Source organism: Paenibacillus sp. FSL F4-0125 (genome assembly GCF_038008565.1).
Taxonomy (GTDB): domain Bacteria; phylum Bacillota; class Bacilli; order Paenibacillales; family Paenibacillaceae; genus Paenibacillus_AQ.
The window spans coordinates 3,428,417-3,448,760 of sequence record NZ_JBBOZJ010000001.1; the positions used below are offsets into that span (position 1 = coordinate 3,428,417).

The following is a 20,344-nucleotide window of genomic DNA, read 5'->3' on the forward strand; positions in this document are numbered from 1 at the left end:
TTGAAGCTACGGTGACCTACGCGAAGCCAAAATTGGCCATGAGTGAAATTGAAAAAGTATTAGAGAATCATCTTAGACCAGGTGCAGTTGAGATTACACCTCTTTCCGGTGGTAATATAAGCAACGTGTTTTCTTTTATCCTCGAAGGGAAAGGATATGTAGTTAAATTCAGCGATCTGGCAGGAGCGTATGAAACAGAAAACTATGTATCGAATCTGCTGTCAAGTCAGAACATCCCTTTTCCGAAATGTTTGGCATTAGGAAAAACTAGTCAGATAACCTATTTAATCATGGAACGAATGGAAGGACGCAACCTATCCGATTACACGGCAGAGGAGCAAACCCTTCACTTGCCTGAAATTATCAGCATTTTGACAAGAATGGGAGCAGCGGATATTGGGGCAACTTACGGGTATGGGTGGATCGGTGCTAATGGCAACGGGGTCTATTCATCTTGGAAAGACTTTGTTGTTGCAGTAAATGCTGAGGATCAAGCGGGAACGTTCTGGGAGAATTGGTATGATCTCTTCCATACGTCTTGCTTGGAGAAGGATGTATACGAAGAAATATACAGTCGGTTGATGGACTACGTACCCTATAATGAATCTAATAGAAGCTTTATACACGGAGATTTTCAGCAGTGGAATATTTTGTCCGATGGAACACGAATTACCGGGATCATCGATGGGAATTGCATGTACGGTGATTGTCTCATAGACCTTGCGATTCTCGATCGGCATATGCCTTGGAGTGATGTTATTAAGGTGTATCAAGACTATCAAGAAAAGAACGGAATAGAAACTCCTAATTTTAAAGAGCGGCTAATGGGAGCCTATTATTTCAAGGGACTTGATGGACTTCGATTCTACGCAAAAATGGGATGGAATGACGCTTATCAGAGCACAAGACAGTTTCTTTTAAACTTGTAGGTTGTAGAGCTGGGAGACTAATTGATTAAATTTGGAAATCGTAATTCTAATGATACTAAAAGATTAAGAGCACCCGTTTGTTTAAATGGGGGCTCTTTTTATTTATGGAGGCCAAGAATATGCTTTTACTCGAGATTCACGTTTACAATCTGTAATAAGTGCACCTGGACTTGTCATTAATCCACTATCTACAGCTTTGTCCAACTTGTTAAAATGTAAGCGCAACCATATTATCTATTGATTGGAGGAGTATGGCATGAAAAAGATTGGTGCAGGTTTTATATTCTTATTGGTGATGTGCGCAGCAATATCTACAACAGCTTTCGCTAAACAGCCTTATTCATCCTACTGGTTTCCAGAGCAATTGCTTCAGTGGAGTCCTGCATCCGATCCGGATGCCGCATTCAACCGGAGCACAGTCCCACTGCAAGATCGTTTTGTGACAGATGGTGTTAATCCCCATGCGACCAAAGCGCCGAAAGTTATGGCCTTATCAGCTCTGAACTCGGGAACAAGTGGTGTGCCATCACAAGGCTCGGACAAATTTGAGGCTAACACGTTCTCCTATTGGCAGTATGTTGACAAGCTGGTTTACTGGGGCGGATCAGCTGGCGAAGGGATCATTGTACCTCCAAGCGCGGATACTATCGACGCCGCTCATAGGAATGGCGTACCGATCATCGGAACGGTATTCTTCCCACCTACCGTGTATGGAGGAAAATTTGAATGGGTGGAGCAAATGCTTCAACAGAACAGTGACGGCTCGTTTCCTGCTGCAGATAAGCTGATCCAGGTTGCGAACTATTATGGATTTGACGGCTGGTTCATTAATCAGGAGACCGAAGGTGGTATGCCGGCTGATGCACAGAAAATGAAGGCTTTCCTAAGTTATCTAGAATCACACAAGTCGGAGTCTATGCAAATCGTATGGTACGACTCTATGACTAAGGAGGGTAGTATCAGTTGGCAGAACGCACTAAATGACAAGAATGCGATGTTCCTACAGGAAGATAATAAGAAAATAACAGACAGTATATTCCTAAACTTTTGGTGGAAGGATCTTAAAAGCTCCGCAGAGAAGGCCAAAAGCTTGGGAAGAACTCCATATGATCTGTATGCAGGGATCGATGTTGAAGCCAAGGGCTACGATACAAATGTGAACTGGAAACTACTGTACCCAGATGGCAAGCCTGCCGTCACTTCCCTTGGCATTTATCGCCCAGACTGGGCTTTTAACAGTGCAGAGAGTATGGAGGATTTCTTCGTACGTGAGAACAAATTCTGGGTGGGGCCAAACGGGAACCCCGGGAACACCGTGAGCGATCAGGCATGGAAAGGGATCGCGAATGATGTGGTAGAATCCTCCCCAGTAAATAAGCTGCCTTTCATCACCAACTTCAATACAGGAAGCGGACAGAAATATTATGTCCGAGGGCAGCAGGTACGAGATAAAGGATGGAATAACCGAAGCTTGCAAGATATCCTGCCTACATGGCGCTGGATCGCAAACAGCAAAGGAACAGCACTTACTCCGAGGCTTGATTGGTCCGATGCATATTACGGCGGTAGCTCTCTGAAGGTATCAGGTGAACTGAGCCATAACAATGCCACACATTTGAAGCTCTACAAGACAGACCTGAAAATTGAAGCAAGTACAAAGCTATCGATTACGTATAAAACGCCGAACAAGCCAAGTCTAAAGGTTGGTCTCGCTTTCGCAGACCATCCCGACCAATTTGTCTTCCTTAACGTGAAGGATAAAGCTTCGTCAGGCTGGACTACCGAAACTTTGAATTTGACCCCATATAAAGGAAAACGTATCGTTGCGTTGTCACTGTACTTTGATACCAAGGATACGATCAGTAATTATAGCATTCAAATTGGCCAGCTCTCCATCCAGAATACTAATGATTCAATTAAAGCACTGCCGGCAGTTCGCGAGCTTAAGGTCACTCAATCCGATTTCCGTAATGGAATTTACGGAGATGCTAGATTACAGTGGAAACCGCTTGATCAACAGGTGAAGCAATATGAAATCTATCGTGTACTGCCAGATGGCAGAGAAGTGCTGATGGGTGCAACAACGAATCATGTGTTCTATGTTCCTGAGATGAGCAGAATAGACAAAGAAACGGTCACAGAATTGAAGGTCGTTGCGATCAACGCAAGATACGAGCAAGGTCAGTCCTCCAGCGTCAAGGTCAGTTGGCCGGATTATCCGAAGCCAATCGCTGGGTTCAAGGCTGATCGGACCCTGGTGGCACCAGGTGAGAGCGTAAACTTCATTGACTTATCGACGGAAGTAACAGAAGGATGGTCATGGAATTTCGAAAGCGGAAGCCCAGCTGTGAGTACATCGAAGAACCCTGCTGTAACGTTCAATCAGGAAGGCGTGTATAGCGTGACACTTACTGCAACTAACAGCGCGGGGCAAGATACCATTACGAAACAGGCGCTCATCACAGTAAGCAAAGAAGCTGGAGCGGTGAAGAATTTAGCACTTGGAAAAATTGCAACGGCTGATCATGCATGCGGAGATAAGGAAGGAGCAACGAACGCCGTTGACGGCAAAGTTACGGATAACAGCAAATGGTGCGCACTTGGAAATCTGCCTCATTGGCTTCAGGTCGATCTCGGAGCCGAGCATCAAATTAGCACTTTTATCATCAAGCATGCTCAGAGTGGAGGAGAATGGTCCGGGTTTAATACGAGCGATTATACCATTCAGGTGAGTATTGACGGAACGAATTGGACGGATGTCGTTAACGTTCAGGGAAACTCGGAAGCTGAGTCAACAGACGCAATCGCGTTGGTGAAAGCACGCTACGTAAAATTAATAATTCTTAAACCCACGCAGGGAGCCGATACGGCGGCGCGAATCTATGAGTTTGAAGTCCATGGGTTATAGCTCCAGTGTAAAAGATGGAGTATAGTCCGAGTGTTGGTTATTGATTACTGGAATCAAAAAAAGAACCTGAGTCGTTTATCAGGTTCTTTAATATTGCATATGAACAGACACGATGATATAATCATATCACGTCTTTACATTGTTTATCGGACAAAGTTAATGCATATTATATTAATAATGTACCATGCCGCTAAACTCTTGTCAAATGTTTCTTTCTAAATTTAATAGATAGGAGAGATTGAATGAGTTCTTTAGTTCTTGGGTTTCAGGAAATAGATCATACGCAGCTTTCGCTTGTTGGTGGAAAAGGGTTAAATTTAGGGAGATTATCAACTATCGAAGGAATAAATGTACCAGAAGGATTTTGTGTTACAACAGCGGGCTACCAAAAAGCTATCGAAAAGAACGAAAAGTATCATACTTTATTAGATCAACTATCCATGCTAAACGTAGACGATCGAGAGCAAATTGGAGAAATCAGTAGGAAAATTCGAGAACTCCTTATGGAAGTAGAAATTCCTTCAGATGTTGTGACAGCAGTTACTCACTATCTCTCCCAACCTGGTGAAGAACAGGCTTACGCAGTACGTTCTAGTGCAACTGCTGAGGATTTACCACATACCTCTTTCGCCGGCCAACAGGACACCTATTTAAATATCATTGGACGAGAAGCAATCATGCAGCATATAAGCAAATGTTGGGCGTCTCTATTTACGGATCGCGCAGTAATCTACCGAATACAAAATGGTTTTGATCACAGACAAGTTTATTTATCCGTTATTGTTCAAAAGATGGTTTTTCCACAGGTATCAGGAATTATATTCACCGCTGATCCAATGACCTCTAATCGAAAGTTGCTATCCATTAATGCCAGTTTTGGGCTCGGTGAAGCTCTGGTTTCTGGCTTGGTATCTGCCGATTGTTATAAAGTACACGAAGAGAAACTCGTCGATACGATGATAGCAACCAAAAAAATAGCTATCTACGGCATAAAAGAAGGTGGAACAGAAACCCGGAAAATCGATCTCGAACAGCAAAAATCTCAAACACTTACAGAACAACAAGTTTTACAACTGGCACGAATAGGTAGAGCGATTGAAGCTTATTTTGGTTGCCCGCAAGATATCGAATGGTGTTTGGATCATGATACTTTTTATATTGTTCAAAGTCGACCAATCACTACTTTATACCCGATCCCTGAAGTAAATGATCAGGAAAATCACGTTTACGTATCTGTTGGTCATCAACAAATGATGACGGATCCCATGAAACCACTAGGATTGTCTTTTTACCTGTTAATAACTCCTGCACCTATGCGTAAAGCCGGCGGAAGGTTGTTTGTTGATGTTGCACATATGCTGGCTTCACCTGCCAAAAGAGAAACTTTCATAAATACCCTTGGAAAATCCGATCCGCTCATAAAAGATGCATTTATAACCCTAATAGAACGAGAATATATAACATCGATACCAGATGATAGAAAAGAACGGAGTCCCGATAATAGCAGTAAAGATAGGTCGTCAGAAGTTTTTCAAGCCCTAATCGAAAATGATCCGGCAATTGTTTCTGATTTGATTAAGAACAGTCAAACATCGATAGAAGAATTAAAACATAACATCCGAACAAAATCAGGAGCTGATTTATTTGATTTTATTCTCGAAGATCTCCAGGAATTAAAGAAGTTCTTATCTAACCCACAAAGTACAAAGGTTTTTATGACTGCTATGAACGCTTCGTCATGGATCAATGACAAAATGTACGAGTGGTTAGGTGAAAAAAACGCAGCAGATACGCTTTCTCAATCTGTACCCAACAACATTACTTCGGAAATGGGTCTAGCGCTATTGGATGTTGCAGATGTGATTCGTCCTTACCCGAAAATAATTGATTATTTACAACATGTAAAAGATGATAAATTTTTGGATGAACTGGTTAAGTTTGAGGGTGGACGGGAGACTCAAGACGCTATTTATGCATATCTCAACAAATATGGGATGCGATGTGCCGGTGAAATCGATATTTCGAGAACTCGTTGGAGCGAAAAACCAATTACACTTCTCCCCATGATTCTCAATAATATCAAAAACTTTGAGCCAAATACTGGAAAATGGAAATTTGAGCAAGGACGACAGGAAGCTTTGGAAAAAGAACAAGAGTTGTTAAATCGATTGAAGCAATTAGCGGATGGTGAACAAAAAGCTGAAGAGACCAAACGAGTGATCAGTTTAATCCGGAATTTCATCGGTTATCGTGAATATCCAAAATACGGTATGATTAATCGCTATTTCGTTTACAAACAGGCATTACTGAAAGAAGCCGAACAACTAGTAGAAGCGGGAATTATTCATGAAAAAGAAGATATATTTTATCTCTATTTTGAAGAACTTCACGAAGTCGCACGCACAAATAAACTGGATTATCAGATCATCAGTAAACGAAAAGACGATTACAATTTTTTTGAAAAACTAACTCCGCCACGTGTAATCACTTCTGATGGTGAAATCATTACGGGTAAGTACAACCGAGAAAATCTGCCAGCCCAAGCGATTGTAGGTCTACCTGTTTCTGCCGGAGTTATAGAGGGACGAGCACGTGTCATCTTAAACATGGAAGAGGCAGATCTGGAAGATGGAGATATATTAGTCACCGCTTTTACTGACCCTGGTTGGACATCATTGTTTGTATCCATTAAAGGCTTGGTCACCGAAGTTGGCGGACTGATGACCCATGGAGCGGTTATCGCTCGTGAATATGGCTTACCGGCTGTTGTGGGAGTAGAAGACGCTACCAAGCTGATAAAAGACGGGCAGCGAATTCGTGTGAATGGCACTGAAGGGTACATTGAATTATTGTAGAAATATTTATATAAAAATTTTTATCGATGTTCTCTTTCGCATATCTAAATTTCGGTTTAATGTAGGAAAAGGAAGTAAATGATATGGGGATATGGACAACCTCATAAATTCTTCAACTAAGGAGAGTATAAATTATGATTAATAAAATGGGTCAAGTAATGTTATATGTAAATAATCAAGAAGAATCCAAAGATTTCTGGACAGAGAAGCTAGGGTTTGAGGTGATTTTGGACGAAACAAATGGCCCTATGAGATTTATCGAGCTTGCTCCGAAAGGTGCAGCTACTAGCATTGTTCTTCATAATAAAGAGTTGGTTGCCCAAATGAATCCTGAAATGAATCTCGGAACACCTTCTATAATGTTCTTTTCAGATCATTTTGATCAATTGAATCGAGAGTTAAAGAACAAAAATGTTACGGTAGGAGATATTGTAGAAATTCCCGGTGGAAGAGTATTCAATTTCGCTGACAGTGAAAATAACTACTTTGCTGTAATGGAAAAGGACAATAGATAATAGGGTAACATGCAATATAGCTATAGTTAAATAAGTTACGTCAGCAGCTAATCCAAATGATTAGCTGCTTTTTTTATTCCCATATTGGGCGTTAAAAACTTCAAAATCTTACTTGTTAAGTAAAGAATATCATGGTATTCTGCAGAAAGAGGAGATGATCAGATGTTTGAGAAGGGATCGTTCCAACCCGTTCAATCCACTAAGTTAGTGGACGATGTTGTTAACCAAATCCAACATAAGATTTCAACAGGAACTATCTTACCAGGAGACAAATTACCTCCAGAACCTGAATTGATGCAATTATTTAATGTAGGGCGATCAACGATAAGAGAAGCAGTCCGTGTGTTAGTTCATGCTGGACTATTGGAGAAAAAGCAGGGTTTTGGAACTTACTTAAAATCCAGTCCTCTTATTCAAGAACCACTCACCCATCGTTTACTTCGTGCAGAATTGATTGAAGTCTTCGAAGCTCGAAAAATGATTGAATTAGAAATCGCAAGATTAGCAGCTCTACGACATGATGACACTGATTTATCCAACATGCGGAAACATTTGGATACAAGAAATATGGCTCTACAGAAGAATAATCGTGAACTGTATGCCAAATCAGATATAGAATTCCACATGGCAGTAGCAATGGCAAGCAAAAACGCTGTGATCATTGATTTATATAGAACCTTTACACATATTTTGTCAGATGCAATGAGTAAATTAAACCGTAATTATAGTTCACATGATCCTCAATCCGATTACCATGAACAAGTTTATGAATCTATTAAAAATGGGGATCCAGATCAAGCGGTACAATGCACTCTGAGTATTTTAAATGGAACTCTTTCTGAGCTTTAAGCTCAATACAGACATTTATAAGGAGGGGAATTTGGGGCATGATTATATCTCTCAAAAATGTATCGTGGCAGCGCGATACAACCATGATTTTACGCGATATGAATTGGGAAGTGAAACAAGGGCAACATTGGTGTATCGTCGGATTAAACGGTTCAGGTAAGACGACGATGCTTAACGTAGTGAACGGCTATATATGGCCGACGACTGGGCAAGTCGAAGTGCTAGACCATCGCTTCGGTGATGTTGATCTTAGGGAGCTGCGCAAACGAATCGGTTGGGTCAGCACCTCCCTGCAGCAGAAGCTATACGGACATCAGACCGCCCTGACCATCGTCCTCAGTGGAAAATTTGCAACTATCGGTTTATATGACAAGACCAATGAAGAGGACCAAAAGCAAGCCGAAGAATTGATGGAGTTTCTAGACTGCTCTTCCTTAGCCGCTCGTACATACGATACCTTGTCGCAAGGTCAGCGACAGAAAGTCCTCATTGCACGCGCACTTATGGCCAATCCAGATCTGTTGATCCTAGATGAGCCATGCACAGGGCTTGATATTTTTGCCCGAGAACAGCTGTTGCAAATGATCGAGAAGATTACGAAGCAACCCGGCGGACCAACTTTGCTGTATGTAACGCATCATATCGAAGAGATAACCCCCTGCTTCACACATACGTTATTAGTTAAGAACGGCGAAATCTACAAAGGGGATGAGACGGAAAACTGCCTGCAGTCGGTTGTGTTGAGCGATTTCTTTGATACCCCCGTTGAAGTTCAGGAGCATCACAATCGCAAGTGGCTTACACTTGCCGGTGATAAGTAGGATACGGTGCTTGAACATCGTTACAATAACAAAAGCTGCCATGCGATTGCTTGGCAGCTTTTGTTATTGTATATGGAAATAATCGAAATGGATCTAAATTAAACAAGAGGAGTCACAGCAACGTTAGGGGTTCATTTCATTGATATTACAAATACTGGTTCTTTATTTGGAGGAGAGATAGTACAGCTTTATATTAGCGACAAGATCGGAATTTCGTGGTGCATATTATTTGCTGACCTTACAATAAATCAGATTAGTAGGAGGTACTATGGAAGAGAACAGATTGTGGAAGGGAAATTGGATTTGGTCTAAAGGCTATCCGTGGACGTCAAATCCGGGAACACATGAATTGGTGTATTTTCGCCGAGAATTTAACGTTTCTGATTCAGATGGAGCAAAACTCGTTGTTGATATCACGGCGGATAGCCGGTACCGATTATTTCTTAACGGTGAATCCGTCTCTGTAGGACCCTGCAAAGGTGACCAGTTCAGCCATTATTACGAAACAGTTGATCTGGGCGAGCGTCTTATTACTGGAAAGAACGTGCTAGCAGTTAAAGTACTTCACTATGCTGCAGCCGGTCCCTTTGTACTTGGTGAAAGCGGTCCCATTTCGACTTACCGCGCTGTCGGAGGTGCAATGCTGCTTGAGGGTGAACTTATTGAGCGAAAAGGGTCTTCACAAGCTCTTCATACCGATGAGAGTTGGCATTGTAAAATGATGACTGGATTTATGCTTGTCCCTAGCCCGATTATCTTTCACCTTGGCGGCTTTGAAGATATCGATGGAAAGGGATTGGACCACGGTTGGGAAATGCCCGATTTCATTGGTGAGGGATGGAGAGATGCAACAATAGTTTCTAGAACAGACGATGAATATGGTCAATTAACACCTTGGCAATTGTCACCACGCCCGATTCCTTTATTAAACGAGACGTTGATGTTCTTCCGTGGCGTCACAAATGCTGATAATGTCTCAGCTATACCCAATTACACTTCATTTCTTAATGAGAAGCATTCAGAATCTCTGCGTGTAGAACCTGGCTGTTCTATCTGGCTGGAGATTGATGCTGGAGAATTAGCTACAGGCTATCTTACATTGGAAATGCGGGGCGGCCGTGACAGCCAGATCAGGGTTCAATATTCAGAGTCTTATGAGGAAGCCTCATCTAATCTACATCATAGAGTGAAGGGAAAAAGGGACGATGCTAAGAACGGTATCTTAATCGGAGAGAGTGATTACTACACGGTGGCTGGAGTAGGCAATGAATACGTTGCGGAGCGTTATGAACCTTTTGAATTCCGTACTTTCCGATATATCAGACTTGAAGCAACTGCGAAGAATGAACCGCTCGAAATTGTTCGGCTTTCTTACAGAGATGTAGGCTACCCACTGGATATTAAAGCGTCCTTTGCTTGTTCAGATCCGGATTTCGAACAACTCTGGAAATTGTCTTTAAATACGCTCAAAAGATGTATGCACGAAACGTATGAGGACTGTCCATATTATGAGCAAATGCAATATTCGATGGACACCCGACTTCAGATGTTATTCACCTATGCGCTTAGTGCCGATGACCGATTAGCCCGCCGTTCGTTGTTTGACTTTCACAGTTCTGCACTGCCTTCGGGCATACTACAGAGCCGCTATCCAGCTGAATATAGGCAAGTGATTCCGTCCTTTTCCTTTTATTGGATTCATATGCTTAACGAACATTATCAATACTTTGGTGAGCGAAACTTAATTCGGCGTTATTTGCCTACAATGACTGGAGTTCTTGATTGGTTTAGACGTTTACTGACACCTGAAGGACTTGTTGCTCCGACGCCACGTGCGTACTGGCCTTTCTTCGATTGGTGCAAAGAATGGCAGATAGGAACCCCTCCGGCACATAATCAAGGTCCACTTACATTGCTCAGTCAAATGTTCGCAGCTGCCCTTAATACTGCTTCTGAACTATATCTGGCATTGAGTTGGGCGGATGCGGCGCGCGAAGCCAAAGAAGAATCAAACGCCATAAATGATGCCTTGCTACGTCACTGTTGGCGAACAGACCGTGGGTTATTCGCAGATGGACCAGAGGTTGATGATTTTAGCCAACATACACAAGTCTGGGGGATTGTATGCGGTGCAGTTTCAGGAGAGGAAGCTGTCCAACTGCTGGAACGTACAATCGAATACCCAGCCGAACAAATGACGCAATTGTCTATGCCTGCTTCATATGAACTATTCCGGATATTATCTCATCATAAATTGTATGACAAAGCTTCTGTAGTGATTGACCGCTGGAGAGCTTTTCTGGATCTGCATCTTACGACCTTACCAGAGGTGCCAGACGATAATAATCCACGCAGTGATTGCCACGCTTGGAGTGCATTGCCGATCTCAGAATTTCTAGGTGAGATTCTTGGTGTAAGGCCAGGGGCTCCTGGGTATTCAACCATCATTATTGAGCCCAAGTTGTTAATGTTGGATTGGGCGAATGGCAAGGTGGCCACAAAACACGGCATAGTTGAAGTCGAGTGGACTCTGAAGAAAGATAATATATTCCGCATTACGGGATTTGGACCGGAGAATATACCTGTTGTACTGATATTGCCGAATGGGGAACGCTTGGAGTTTCAGAACGGCGGAGGGTTTGAAGCTTCGATCAAGTTTCCGGTAGTGGTATAGGTATCTAGAATAACTATGAATGATATCGAAAAGCGATCTCCGAGAAAGGGGAACGCTTTTCGCTCATTAGGGCAACATAATCCATCTCTATGCCATTAATCATTACTTGGATGTTTAGTAGCTATTGCTCAACTCGTAGCGAATTACTATATTGCCGGGGAGTCATTCCGATCTTTTTTTTAAATATTTGGTGAAAAAACTTCAGGTCAGCATATCCGACTGCTGCGGCAATTTCGCTTACACTTCTATGACCTCCAGAAAGCATGCGGCAGGCAGCATCCATACGAATACTTTGCATGTAATCTGTAAAACTCATTCCCGTTTGATGCTGAAAAAGTCGGCTGAATTGCCGTTCACTAAGGTTCGCTTTGCTAGCAAGATCGCTAAGTTTAAGCCCACTGGCATAATTATAATTTATAAATGCAATGGCTTCATCAACTGCCATCCATTGTGGCTTCACCCCTATTGGTGTATTAAGCTGTAACCGATGTCTAAACAAGCCCGTTAGTATTTGCACGACAAGAGCATCGAGGACAGCTAAATATCCAGGTGGTTTTGCCGAGAATTCACGAAACAGTTCACGGAACATTATATGGTATGCACCATTGATATCTTTCATAGAGAACCATAGCAATTGCATGTCTGTGAAAAATTCACAAATATCTTTAGCGTGAGGAAAAGTAACCTGAAGCTCAGATAAATACTCTACCGGAAACAAACAGTTGTAAACAATAAGCGGACGGTCTTTTATAGGTGTCTTAGGGCGAAATACATGACTGCGTCCGATAGGTATAAAAAATAACGTACCGTGCTCGACTGGAACGGCCTCATCCTCAATGTAGTGAACCCCTGCGCCTTCACTGATATAAGTAATCTCGATAAACTCATGAGAATGCGCATTCAATTCGAACGTTTCGTAAGCCCTGTTCACATAAATTGGCACACCAGGCTCAAAAAAGCTATCTCCGGACATGACAAAGGTACTGCGTCTGATACTCATATCGTGGCCCCTTTCAAATTACCTAAGGCTAGTCTCATCGTATGAAATTTATGAATGAATGTCCAGATCCACCTATAAAAATGTCAGAAATACCCCCAATTCTATGTTAAGCGACCTCGTACAATAGAATTAGCACTGCTGGATACATGAGCGACAATTCTATTCTTAACTGTTCTGGTAGGTTACCGAATGAATATAGGAGGTAGTTACAAATGTCCAATTTTGAGGTCACAAATCTTAAGGTGAATTATAGAAAAAATCCATTGGGGATTGATGATTTACATCCGCGGCTTAGTTGGTGGATCAGCACAGAAGTAAGGGGCTTTATCCAATCTGCCTACCAAGTTCAAGTCGCGAATGATCCTAAATTCGTTTCAGAACTCATCTGGGATTCTGAAAAGGTAGAATCAGATAGCAATGTTCATATTGAGTATGCGGGTCCCGACTTACAGTCACGCACTCGGTATTACTATAGGGTTCGAGCTTGGAACGATCAAGGGAAGGTTTCGGAATGGAGTGAACCTGCATACTGGGAAACAGCCTTGTTGTCGGTCAAAGAGTGGCAGGCAAAATGGATAGCAGCACCCCTGAGTAACCAAGATAACGGAGCGGAGCCTTGTGATTATATTCGTACGGAATTTTCAATCCCTGACAATGTCGTATCAGCGCGTGTGTATGCAACCTCGCTTGGATTGTACCGACTTTATATTAATGGTACTCCAGCAGATAACACACTATTTAATCCTGGTTGGACCAGTTATAACAACAGACTTCAATATCAGACCTATGACGTGACGTCATTGATTGCTGCTGGTGGCAATGCGCTTGGTTGTATTCTGGGAAACGGGTGGTATAAAGGTTATTTAGCATGGGAAGGAAAGAAAGACATCTTCGGTAATGGTCGTGCTGTGCTAATCCAGCTACACGTCACATTATCCGATGGTTCTGAACATATCATTGTATCGGATGAGAAATGGCGTACTTCGACAGGTCCACTTTTGATGTCGGAATTATATCATGGCGAAACATATGATGCGAGGCTCGAGAAAGAAGGATGGTCTTCTTCCGGTTTTGATGATTTAAAGTGGCAAAAGACTATTCTCAAGGACCGTCCAGAAGCTACATTGGTTGCTCAGGAAAACGAACCGGCTAGGGTTATAGAAACCATCAAGCCTATCGCTATCATTACTACACCTAAAGGCGAACACGTGCTGGATATGGGACAAAATATGGTTGGATGGGTAAGGTTTATGGTTCATGCTGAAACAGGAACCATAGTTACTTTAGAACATGCTGAGGTCTTGGACCGCGAAGGGAACTTCTACATCGGTAATTTACGATCGGCAAAGCAGACTGTTACTTACGTATGCCGAGGCGGAGAGGAAGAAACATTTGAGCCGTATTTATCATTCCAAGGATTCCGTTATGTAAAAGTGACTGGTGTACCACAAGATCAATTATTGGAACAATTCATCGGCTGCGTCATCCATACGGACTTAGAGCAAACGGGCAAGTTCAACTGCTCAGATGAACTCTTAAATCAACTTCAGCACAACATCTTATGGGGACAAAAGGGGAATTTTCTAGATATCCCGACAGATTGCCCTCAACGAGACGAAAGATTGGGATGGACGGGGGATGCTCAAGTTTTTATTCGCACAGCTGCCTTCAACATGAATGTCGTTCCGTTCTTTGAAAAGTGGCTAAAGGATTTGGCCGCGGATCAAGAAGAGGACGGAAGAGTTCCACATGTTATTCCAGATGTACCAGCGGCAGGATACGGCTCTGCTGCTTGGGGAGACGCCGCGGTGATTTGTCCTTGGACGCTTTATCAATGTTATGGGGACATTCGTGTGCTGAAAACGCAATATCCAAGTATGAAAGCTTGGGTCGAGTATATTCGGGTGCAAGGTGAAGACGAATATCTATGGAATACAGGTTTTCACTTCGGAGATTGGTTAGGTCTAGATGCCAAAGAAAACAGCTACGTCGGAGCAACTCCAAAAGAGTTGATCGCTACCGCGTTCTATGCTTATTCAACGGAATTGCTAGCTAAGACAGCGACTGTCATTGGAAAACCCGAAGATGCCTTAAAATATGAAGCATTGCATGAGAAGATTGTTCTGGCATTCCGTCAAGAGTTCGTAACGCCAAATGGGCGGGTGGCATCACCGACACAAACTGCGTATACACTCGCCCTTATGTTTAACTTATTGGAGGAAAAGGATCTTCATCGTACAGCCAAGATGCTAGCAGACCACATCGAAGAAAATGGAGTGCACTTGACGACCGGTTTTGTGGGTACTCCGTATCTGTGTCTAGTCCTCTCTAAATTTGGTTACACGGATTTAGCCTACCAATTGGTACTGCAAAAAGAGTATCCTTCCTGGTTATATTCCGTAATTCAAGGGGCCACAACGATTTGGGAACATTGGGATGGAATAAAACAGGACGGTTCGTTCTGGAGCGATGATATGAACTCCTATAACCATTATGCTTACGGCGCTATAGGTGATTGGCTCTATCGCACTGCCGCTGGTATCGAACTATTGGAACCAGGCTACAAAAAAATACGGATCCAACCGCTAATCGGGAAACATTTGACGTGGGTTGATGCCTCGCTTGAATCTGTCCATGGAACGATCAAGGTAACTTGGCAAAAACAGAATGAAGCTTCAGTAGAAATGCAAGTATTGATACCATCTAATACAACAGCTGAGGTTATGATTCCAACGATGAAGCAGGAGAATATTTTGGAGTCTGGGATCCCAATAGAGCAAGTTATAGGTCTGTCTAGTGTGGAACAAATGCCAGAAAGCCAAAAACTAATCATTGGATCTGGAAATTATCAATTTACGTATCCAATGAGCTAAAAATGATATAACCTTCTACTTTGCAGACAAGCCAAATAGGCTTGTTTTTTTTATTCAGTTGATGTCGAGTATAATAAACTTACTTATAGTAAATCAGATAAATAAGATTGGAGTGAACGATAGATTGAAGGTCATTATATTTGGCGCTACGGGAATGGTAGGTCTAAGTGCACTGCGGGAGTGTATATTAGATGACAGAGTGCGAGAAATAGTTACAATAGGTCGTAAACATCCAGAGCAACAACATATAAAACTAAAATCAATCGAGCTCAACGATGTCACAGATTTGAATCGAATTGAACATGAATTAGAAGGATTTGATACTTGTTTATTCTGTCTAGGTGTATCATCTCAGGGTATGAAGGAAGATGAATATCGACGAATAACGTATGACATTACGCTATCCGTTGCGGGAACTTTGGTTAGACTAAATCCCCAGATGACCTTTTTATATGTGTCGGGAAGTGGGACAGATAGTTCTGAAAGAGGTAGGTCCATGTGGGCGAGAGTGAAAGGAAAGACGGAAAATGATCTGTTACAGCTTCCGTTTAAGGCGGCATATATGTTCCGACCAGGAATCATTCTTCCTTCTAACGGCGTCCGATCCAAGACAAAAATGTATCAACTTTTATACGATGTGCTAAGACCTTTTTATCCCATACTTAGAAAACTGAAGGGTGTCGTTACTTCGGAACAATTTGGGCAAGCAATGATACAAGTAGTAAGTGCTGGTTATCCTAGTCCAATCCTTGAAAGTAATGAGTTCAAAAAGATATCTATGGATAATAAGGAACTACAGCATTAAGCCAAAAAAACACATGACATACGTAGTCGCCTTGTCGGCGGCTTTTTTGATTTAACCAAACAAATCATCGAAAATCTTATCTTACAAAAAGAGTTCCCATTAACAGTATTCAATAATAAATTTTGAGATTAGGTTAAAAAAGCGTATTTGTTGACAAATAGTCTAATTAGACTAATAATATAGACAGTCTAATTAGACTATTGAAGAGAGGATGAGAATTATGGTCAAATCATTTTTAATGATTGGTCAGTCAAATATGGCTGGACGAGGATTTATACATGAAGTACCCCCTATCTATAACGAAAGAATACAAATGTTGCGTAATGGTAGATGGCAAATGATGGCTGAACCTATTAATTATGACCGTCCTGTTTCAGGAATAAGTCTTGCTGGATCATTTGCGGATGCATGGTGTCGTGAAAATGAAGAAGACATTATTGGCTTAATTCCTTGCGCTGAGGGCGGGAGCACGATTGATGAATGGGCAGTAGATGGGGCACTTTTTAAACATGCATTACAAGAAACTAAATTTGCAATGAAGAATAGTGAATTATCGGGGATTTTATGGCATCAAGGAGAAAGTGATAGTAGTAACGGCAACTATAAAGTCTATTATCAGAAATTACTTCAGATTGTTACGGCGCTAAGAAAAGAGTTAGAGGCTCCAAATATTCCATTTATCATTGGTGGTCTAGGGGATTTTTTAGGCAAAGAAGGATTTGGTAAACATTGCACGGAATATGCGTTAATGAATCAAGAATTACAAAAATTCGCTTTTGAACAAGATAATTGTTACTTTGTTACAGCTTCAGGTTTAACTTCTAATCCGGATGGGATTCATATCGATGCAATATCTCAAAGAAAATTTGGGTTACGATATTTTGAAGCCTTTATTAATAAGCAACATGTACTTGAGCCGTTAATGAATGAACATGAATTGTTAAGTCTCCATAATGCAAGAATACACACTAAAGCGGAAAAAATGTATATATTGAGTATGGATTTTGCATTAGGAAAAATATCATTTGATGAATTTCAAGCCCAGTTCATACAAATCAACAATGATTAAACCTAATAGTATTTTGACGGAGGCGTTTATTTGATAATATTACTAATTTTAGGATTATTAAAACAAAATCCAGGGGCTCACGGTTATGAATTGTTATCCTTAATGGAGGAAAAACACTATAAATATATAGTGAATTTCACCAAGGGGTCCTTTTATTATAATCTTGGGCAATTAGTAGAGAAAAAGTATATTGTAAAAGTTGAAAGAGACAACACCAGAGAGACGCATAATTATAACATCACTGAATTAGGGGAAAAAGAGTTTGAAAAGTTGATGTTCAAATATGGGTCTAAGACAGACTATATAAATCTATCTTTTTATGTAGCCATGCTATTTTCAGATAAATATAAAAAAGAAGAACTATCTAAATTAATTGAATTACAAATTGAACAAACTAAAAATAAGATTTCTTTACTACAGCTATCTATTGAGAACGATGAAAATATCAGTTCTAATTTTAAAAAAATGTTAGAAAATTCACTATCTCATCATTTAGTAAATGTTCAATGGTTTGAAGGATTGCTTGAAGATATAAAAAAAGAAAACTGATCAAATCATGATCTTATAAGAACCCGCGCCCGCGCGGGTTTTGTATTTTGTTTACAAGTTTTTAGCCAAGGTGCCTCAGTATTAGCGTAACTACATACTAACGGTACCTGCAAAAACATTTTGACATATCTAACAGGTACCGTTATAATAAAAACCAACAGGTACCGTCACAAAGATTAACAGGTACCATAAAAACTTTAAGGAGGATCCAATATGGACATGAATACTGAATTATACGAAAAACTCGCGAAACTGCAATGGCTGCTGCAACGTCAACACTTAAAAACACACGCTGCTGTTGGCCCTATGGCCGACACATCCCGCGGGCAAGGCAGGATACTAGCGTTTCTTCGTATGAAAGACGGTATCAGCACAAAAGATTTATCCTATATGCTGGACATCCGTGTATCATCTCTCAATGAATTACTTGCAAAATTGGAGAAAGCCGAATATATCACCCGTAAGCCATCAGAAACAGACAAGCGCATCATGTTGATTTACTTAACCCAAAAAGGACAAGAGGAAGAAAGACAAGAGTTAGACAGCGTTAATATATTTTCTCGCCTATCACCAGAAGAACAGGTTGCTTTCGGGGATTACTTAACCCGCGTCATCACGGCGTTAGAAGAAGAACTTGGAACGGACGGAGAACGCGATGTAATGGCTATGTGGATGGAGGCCGCAAAGGAGCGTATGGGAACAGAGGAATTTGAAAAACTAATGGCCATGCGCGGACAAATGCATAGAATGTGGGGAAATTCTAGAGACGAACGCTTTAACGGAAGATTCCCTGGATTTGGCAGGGAAGGGCATGGTGACATGCGCGGATTCGGTTGGCCATCCAAAGGTGGAACGAATTCGTCACCAGACAAGTCACAGGACCCGAACGATAAGTAAACAGAGTCTTTTAAACAAACAGTAGCTATTGCGCTGCCTTTTCTTAAGAGAAAGAGGAACGTCAAAGGCAGCGCAATGACATGCTTTTCTAGATAATTAAGATCAGTCCAATCCGGCAAACCAAACCTGAGAACTCGTCGTTATGGTACGGGTTTGTTTGTTGCCGTGTCACGGTTTATATTGGATTAATAGTTAGAATTCTAAGTAATTTGAAAAATAAAATAAAGACAGATAGTGGTGACCGATATGGACGCAGAAAACCTTCATTACTTTGAAAAAGCACCTGTCGCAAAAGCCGTAGCTCACTTCGCAGTACCGATGATGCTAGGCATGTCGATGAGTGTCATATACTCCATCTTGAATGCCTATTTCCTTGGTACACTGGGCAATACTGCGATGTTAACCGCACTCGCACTAACTTTACCGTTATTCGCGGCCATTATGGCGCTAGGTAACTTGATTGGCATCGGCAGTAGTGCATTCATCTCCCGTTTGCTCGGAGAGAAAAAAAATGATGATGTAAAGCACGTATCTTCATTCGCCTTTTACAGCAGTTTAGTACTCGGACTTATTTTGATGGCTGGCGGTATCCCGTTGATCGATCCAATCGTTCATGGCTTGGGAGCGACGCCTGACTCCTTCGGTTTCACGAAAGACTATGTCACGATAATGCTTATTGGTTCACCGTTTGTCGTATTATTCTTCACGCTGGAGAATATCGTGCGCTCGGAAGGTTCAGCAATCACATCGATGATCGGTATGCTTCTCAGTGTTGTTGTGAATATTATTCTCGATGCTCTAGTCATCTTCGTCTTCCATTGGGACGTGATCGGCGTTGCGTCTGCTACAGTCATTTCTAACTTGGTTGCAAGTGCATTCTACGCCTTCCATATGGGATATAAGAGCCAATTCTTGACCATCTCCGTAAAATGGTTCAAAGCTAACAAAGAAATTCTCAGCAATGTATTCAAAATCGGAGTTCCCGTCTTCGTTATGAGTATCTTTATGGGTGCAATGTCGCTCATCTTTAATCGTTTTCTGGTCGAATATGGGGAGCAGGCTATAGCAGCATTCGGGATTTCATCACGTTTATTGCAATTTCCTGAGGTTATTCTGATGGGTTTATGCGAGGGAGTCGTGCCGCTAATTGCCTTCTCTTTTACAGCAAATAAATTACGCATGAAGTATACCATTACATTCACAATCAAAGCGACTGTGGTGTTAGCCGCCGTATTCGGCGTCATTGTCTATCTGATTTCCGATCACTTAATTAGCTTATTCACGAATGACCCTCAATTAATTGAAATGGGTAGCTACATTCTTCATGTGACGTTTTTATCCCTGTTCGTTTCAGGAACGACCGCGTTGTTTACGGGGATTTTCCAAGCAACAGCGCAAGGAACCGCCGCATTTATTATGTCAGTTATTCAAGGTATTACTCTGATTCCAGTGTTGTATATCGCCAATCGAATGAACGGTTTCCATGGAGTGGTCTGGTCGCTCGTCATTTCGGATGCCGTAGCATTTCTTATTGGTGCCATCATGCTGTATACTTTGCGGAACAAATTGCAGCCGGATCTAGATACTTTAGTACAGTAGA

At 41.6% G+C, this 20,344-nt stretch carries 14 protein-coding genes; 13 read left to right on the forward strand and 1 reads right to left on the reverse strand.

Annotated features, from left to right (window positions below; genetic code table 11):
* Positions 1–11 precede the first annotated feature (11 nt).
* The 7 genes from NST74_RS15110 to NST74_RS15140 all read left to right on the forward strand — a co-directional run bounded on the left by NST74_RS15110 (position 12) and on the right by NST74_RS15140 (position 11,551).
* Positions 12–929 (forward strand): aminoglycoside phosphotransferase family protein, encoded by a 918-nt coding sequence (locus tag NST74_RS15110; protein ID WP_341112942.1) that lies wholly within the window; start codon positions 12–14, stop codon positions 927–929.
* Between the two features lie 256 nt (positions 930–1,185).
* Positions 1,186–3,837: an endo-beta-N-acetylglucosaminidase gene (locus tag NST74_RS15115; RefSeq protein WP_341112943.1), complete on the forward strand. Its 2,652-nt coding sequence runs from the start codon at positions 1,186–1,188 to the stop codon at positions 3,835–3,837.
* Positions 3,838–4,079: 242 nt separating this feature from the next.
* Positions 4,080–6,692: a phosphoenolpyruvate synthase gene (gene ppsA / locus NST74_RS15120; RefSeq protein ID WP_341112945.1), complete on the forward strand. Its 2,613-nt coding sequence runs from the start codon at positions 4,080–4,082 to the stop codon at positions 6,690–6,692.
* Between the two features lie 134 nt (positions 6,693–6,826).
* Positions 6,827–7,207 (forward strand): VOC family protein, encoded by a 381-nt coding sequence (locus NST74_RS15125; protein WP_341112947.1) that lies wholly within the window; start codon positions 6,827–6,829, stop codon positions 7,205–7,207.
* A gap of 162 nt (positions 7,208–7,369) precedes the next feature.
* Positions 7,370–8,056 carry a FadR/GntR family transcriptional regulator gene (locus tag NST74_RS15130; protein WP_341112949.1) on the forward strand — a complete coding sequence of 229 codons (687 nt, stop codon included), beginning with the start codon at positions 7,370–7,372 and terminating at the stop codon, positions 8,054–8,056.
* A 38-nt stretch (positions 8,057–8,094) separates the two neighbouring features.
* The gene (locus NST74_RS15135) at positions 8,095–8,877 is read left to right on the forward strand and encodes an ABC transporter ATP-binding protein (RefSeq protein WP_341112950.1); all 783 of its coding nucleotides are present in this window, start codon (positions 8,095–8,097) and stop codon (positions 8,875–8,877) included.
* 268 nt (positions 8,878–9,145) lie between these two features.
* Complete coding sequence (locus tag NST74_RS15140) at positions 9,146–11,551, forward strand: family 78 glycoside hydrolase catalytic domain (protein WP_341112951.1); 2,406 nt, start codon at positions 9,146–9,148, stop codon at positions 11,549–11,551.
* Between the two features lie 121 nt (positions 11,552–11,672).
* Here NST74_RS15140 and NST74_RS15145 read toward each other — a convergent pair whose 3' ends face one another.
* Complete coding sequence (locus tag NST74_RS15145) at positions 11,673–12,551, reverse strand: AraC family transcriptional regulator (protein ID WP_341112952.1); 879 nt, start codon at positions 12,549–12,551, stop codon at positions 11,673–11,675.
* A 212-nt stretch (positions 12,552–12,763) separates the two neighbouring features.
* Here NST74_RS15145 and NST74_RS15150 point away from each other — a divergent pair, with 212 nt between their 5' ends.
* The 6 genes from NST74_RS15150 to NST74_RS15175 all read left to right on the forward strand — a co-directional run bounded on the left by NST74_RS15150 (position 12,764) and on the right by NST74_RS15175 (position 20,343).
* Complete coding sequence (locus tag NST74_RS15150) at positions 12,764–15,424, forward strand: family 78 glycoside hydrolase catalytic domain (protein WP_341112953.1); 2,661 nt, start codon at positions 12,764–12,766, stop codon at positions 15,422–15,424.
* Positions 15,425–15,548: 124 nt separating this feature from the next.
* Positions 15,549–16,229 carry an epimerase gene (locus NST74_RS15155; RefSeq protein WP_445668196.1) on the forward strand — a complete coding sequence of 227 codons (681 nt, stop codon included), beginning with the start codon at positions 15,549–15,551 and terminating at the stop codon, positions 16,227–16,229.
* A 220-nt stretch (positions 16,230–16,449) separates the two neighbouring features.
* The gene (locus tag NST74_RS15160; RefSeq protein ID WP_341112955.1) at positions 16,450–17,298 is read left to right on the forward strand and encodes a sialate O-acetylesterase; all 849 of its coding nucleotides are present in this window, start codon (positions 16,450–16,452) and stop codon (positions 17,296–17,298) included.
* Between the two features lie 30 nt (positions 17,299–17,328).
* On the forward strand, positions 17,329–17,847 hold the full coding sequence (locus tag NST74_RS15165; protein ID WP_341112956.1) for a PadR family transcriptional regulator: 519 nt from the start codon (positions 17,329–17,331) through the stop codon (positions 17,845–17,847).
* Between the two features lie 213 nt (positions 17,848–18,060).
* Positions 18,061–18,744 carry a MarR family winged helix-turn-helix transcriptional regulator gene (locus NST74_RS15170; RefSeq protein WP_341112957.1) on the forward strand — a complete coding sequence of 228 codons (684 nt, stop codon included), beginning with the start codon at positions 18,061–18,063 and terminating at the stop codon, positions 18,742–18,744.
* Between the two features lie 246 nt (positions 18,745–18,990).
* Positions 18,991–20,343, forward strand: a complete 1,353-nt coding sequence (locus tag NST74_RS15175) for an MATE family efflux transporter (protein ID WP_341112958.1) — start codon at positions 18,991–18,993, stop codon at positions 20,341–20,343.
* Position 20,344: the final 1 nt, after the last annotated feature.

What these genes read in the sequence shown, in the direction of transcription:
- NST74_RS15170 (WP_341112957.1), top strand. Translation starts at nt 18,061, where the DNA reads ATGGACATGAATACTGAATTATACGAAAAACTCGCGAAACTGCAATGG.
- NST74_RS15125 (WP_341112947.1), top strand. Translation starts at nt 6,827, where the DNA reads ATGATTAATAAAATGGGTCAAGTAATGTTATATGTAAATAATCAAGAA.
- NST74_RS15140 (WP_341112951.1), top strand. Translation starts at nt 9,146, where the DNA reads ATGGAAGAGAACAGATTGTGGAAGGGAAATTGGATTTGGTCTAAAGGC.
- NST74_RS15135 (WP_341112950.1), top strand. Translation starts at nt 8,095, where the DNA reads ATGATTATATCTCTCAAAAATGTATCGTGGCAGCGCGATACAACCATG.
- NST74_RS15130 (WP_341112949.1), top strand. Translation starts at nt 7,370, where the DNA reads ATGTTTGAGAAGGGATCGTTCCAACCCGTTCAATCCACTAAGTTAGTG.
- NST74_RS15160 (WP_341112955.1), top strand. Translation starts at nt 16,450, where the DNA reads ATGGTCAAATCATTTTTAATGATTGGTCAGTCAAATATGGCTGGACGA.
- NST74_RS15175 (WP_341112958.1), top strand. Translation starts at nt 18,991, where the DNA reads ATGGACGCAGAAAACCTTCATTACTTTGAAAAAGCACCTGTCGCAAAA.
- ppsA (WP_341112945.1), top strand. Translation starts at nt 4,080, where the DNA reads ATGAGTTCTTTAGTTCTTGGGTTTCAGGAAATAGATCATACGCAGCTT.
- NST74_RS15150 (WP_341112953.1), top strand. Translation starts at nt 12,764, where the DNA reads ATGTCCAATTTTGAGGTCACAAATCTTAAGGTGAATTATAGAAAAAAT.
- NST74_RS15115 (WP_341112943.1), top strand. Translation starts at nt 1,186, where the DNA reads ATGAAAAAGATTGGTGCAGGTTTTATATTCTTATTGGTGATGTGCGCA.
- NST74_RS15145 (WP_341112952.1), bottom strand. Translation starts at nt 12,551, where the DNA reads ATGAGTATCAGACGCAGTACCTTTGTCATGTCCGGAGATAGCTTTTTT.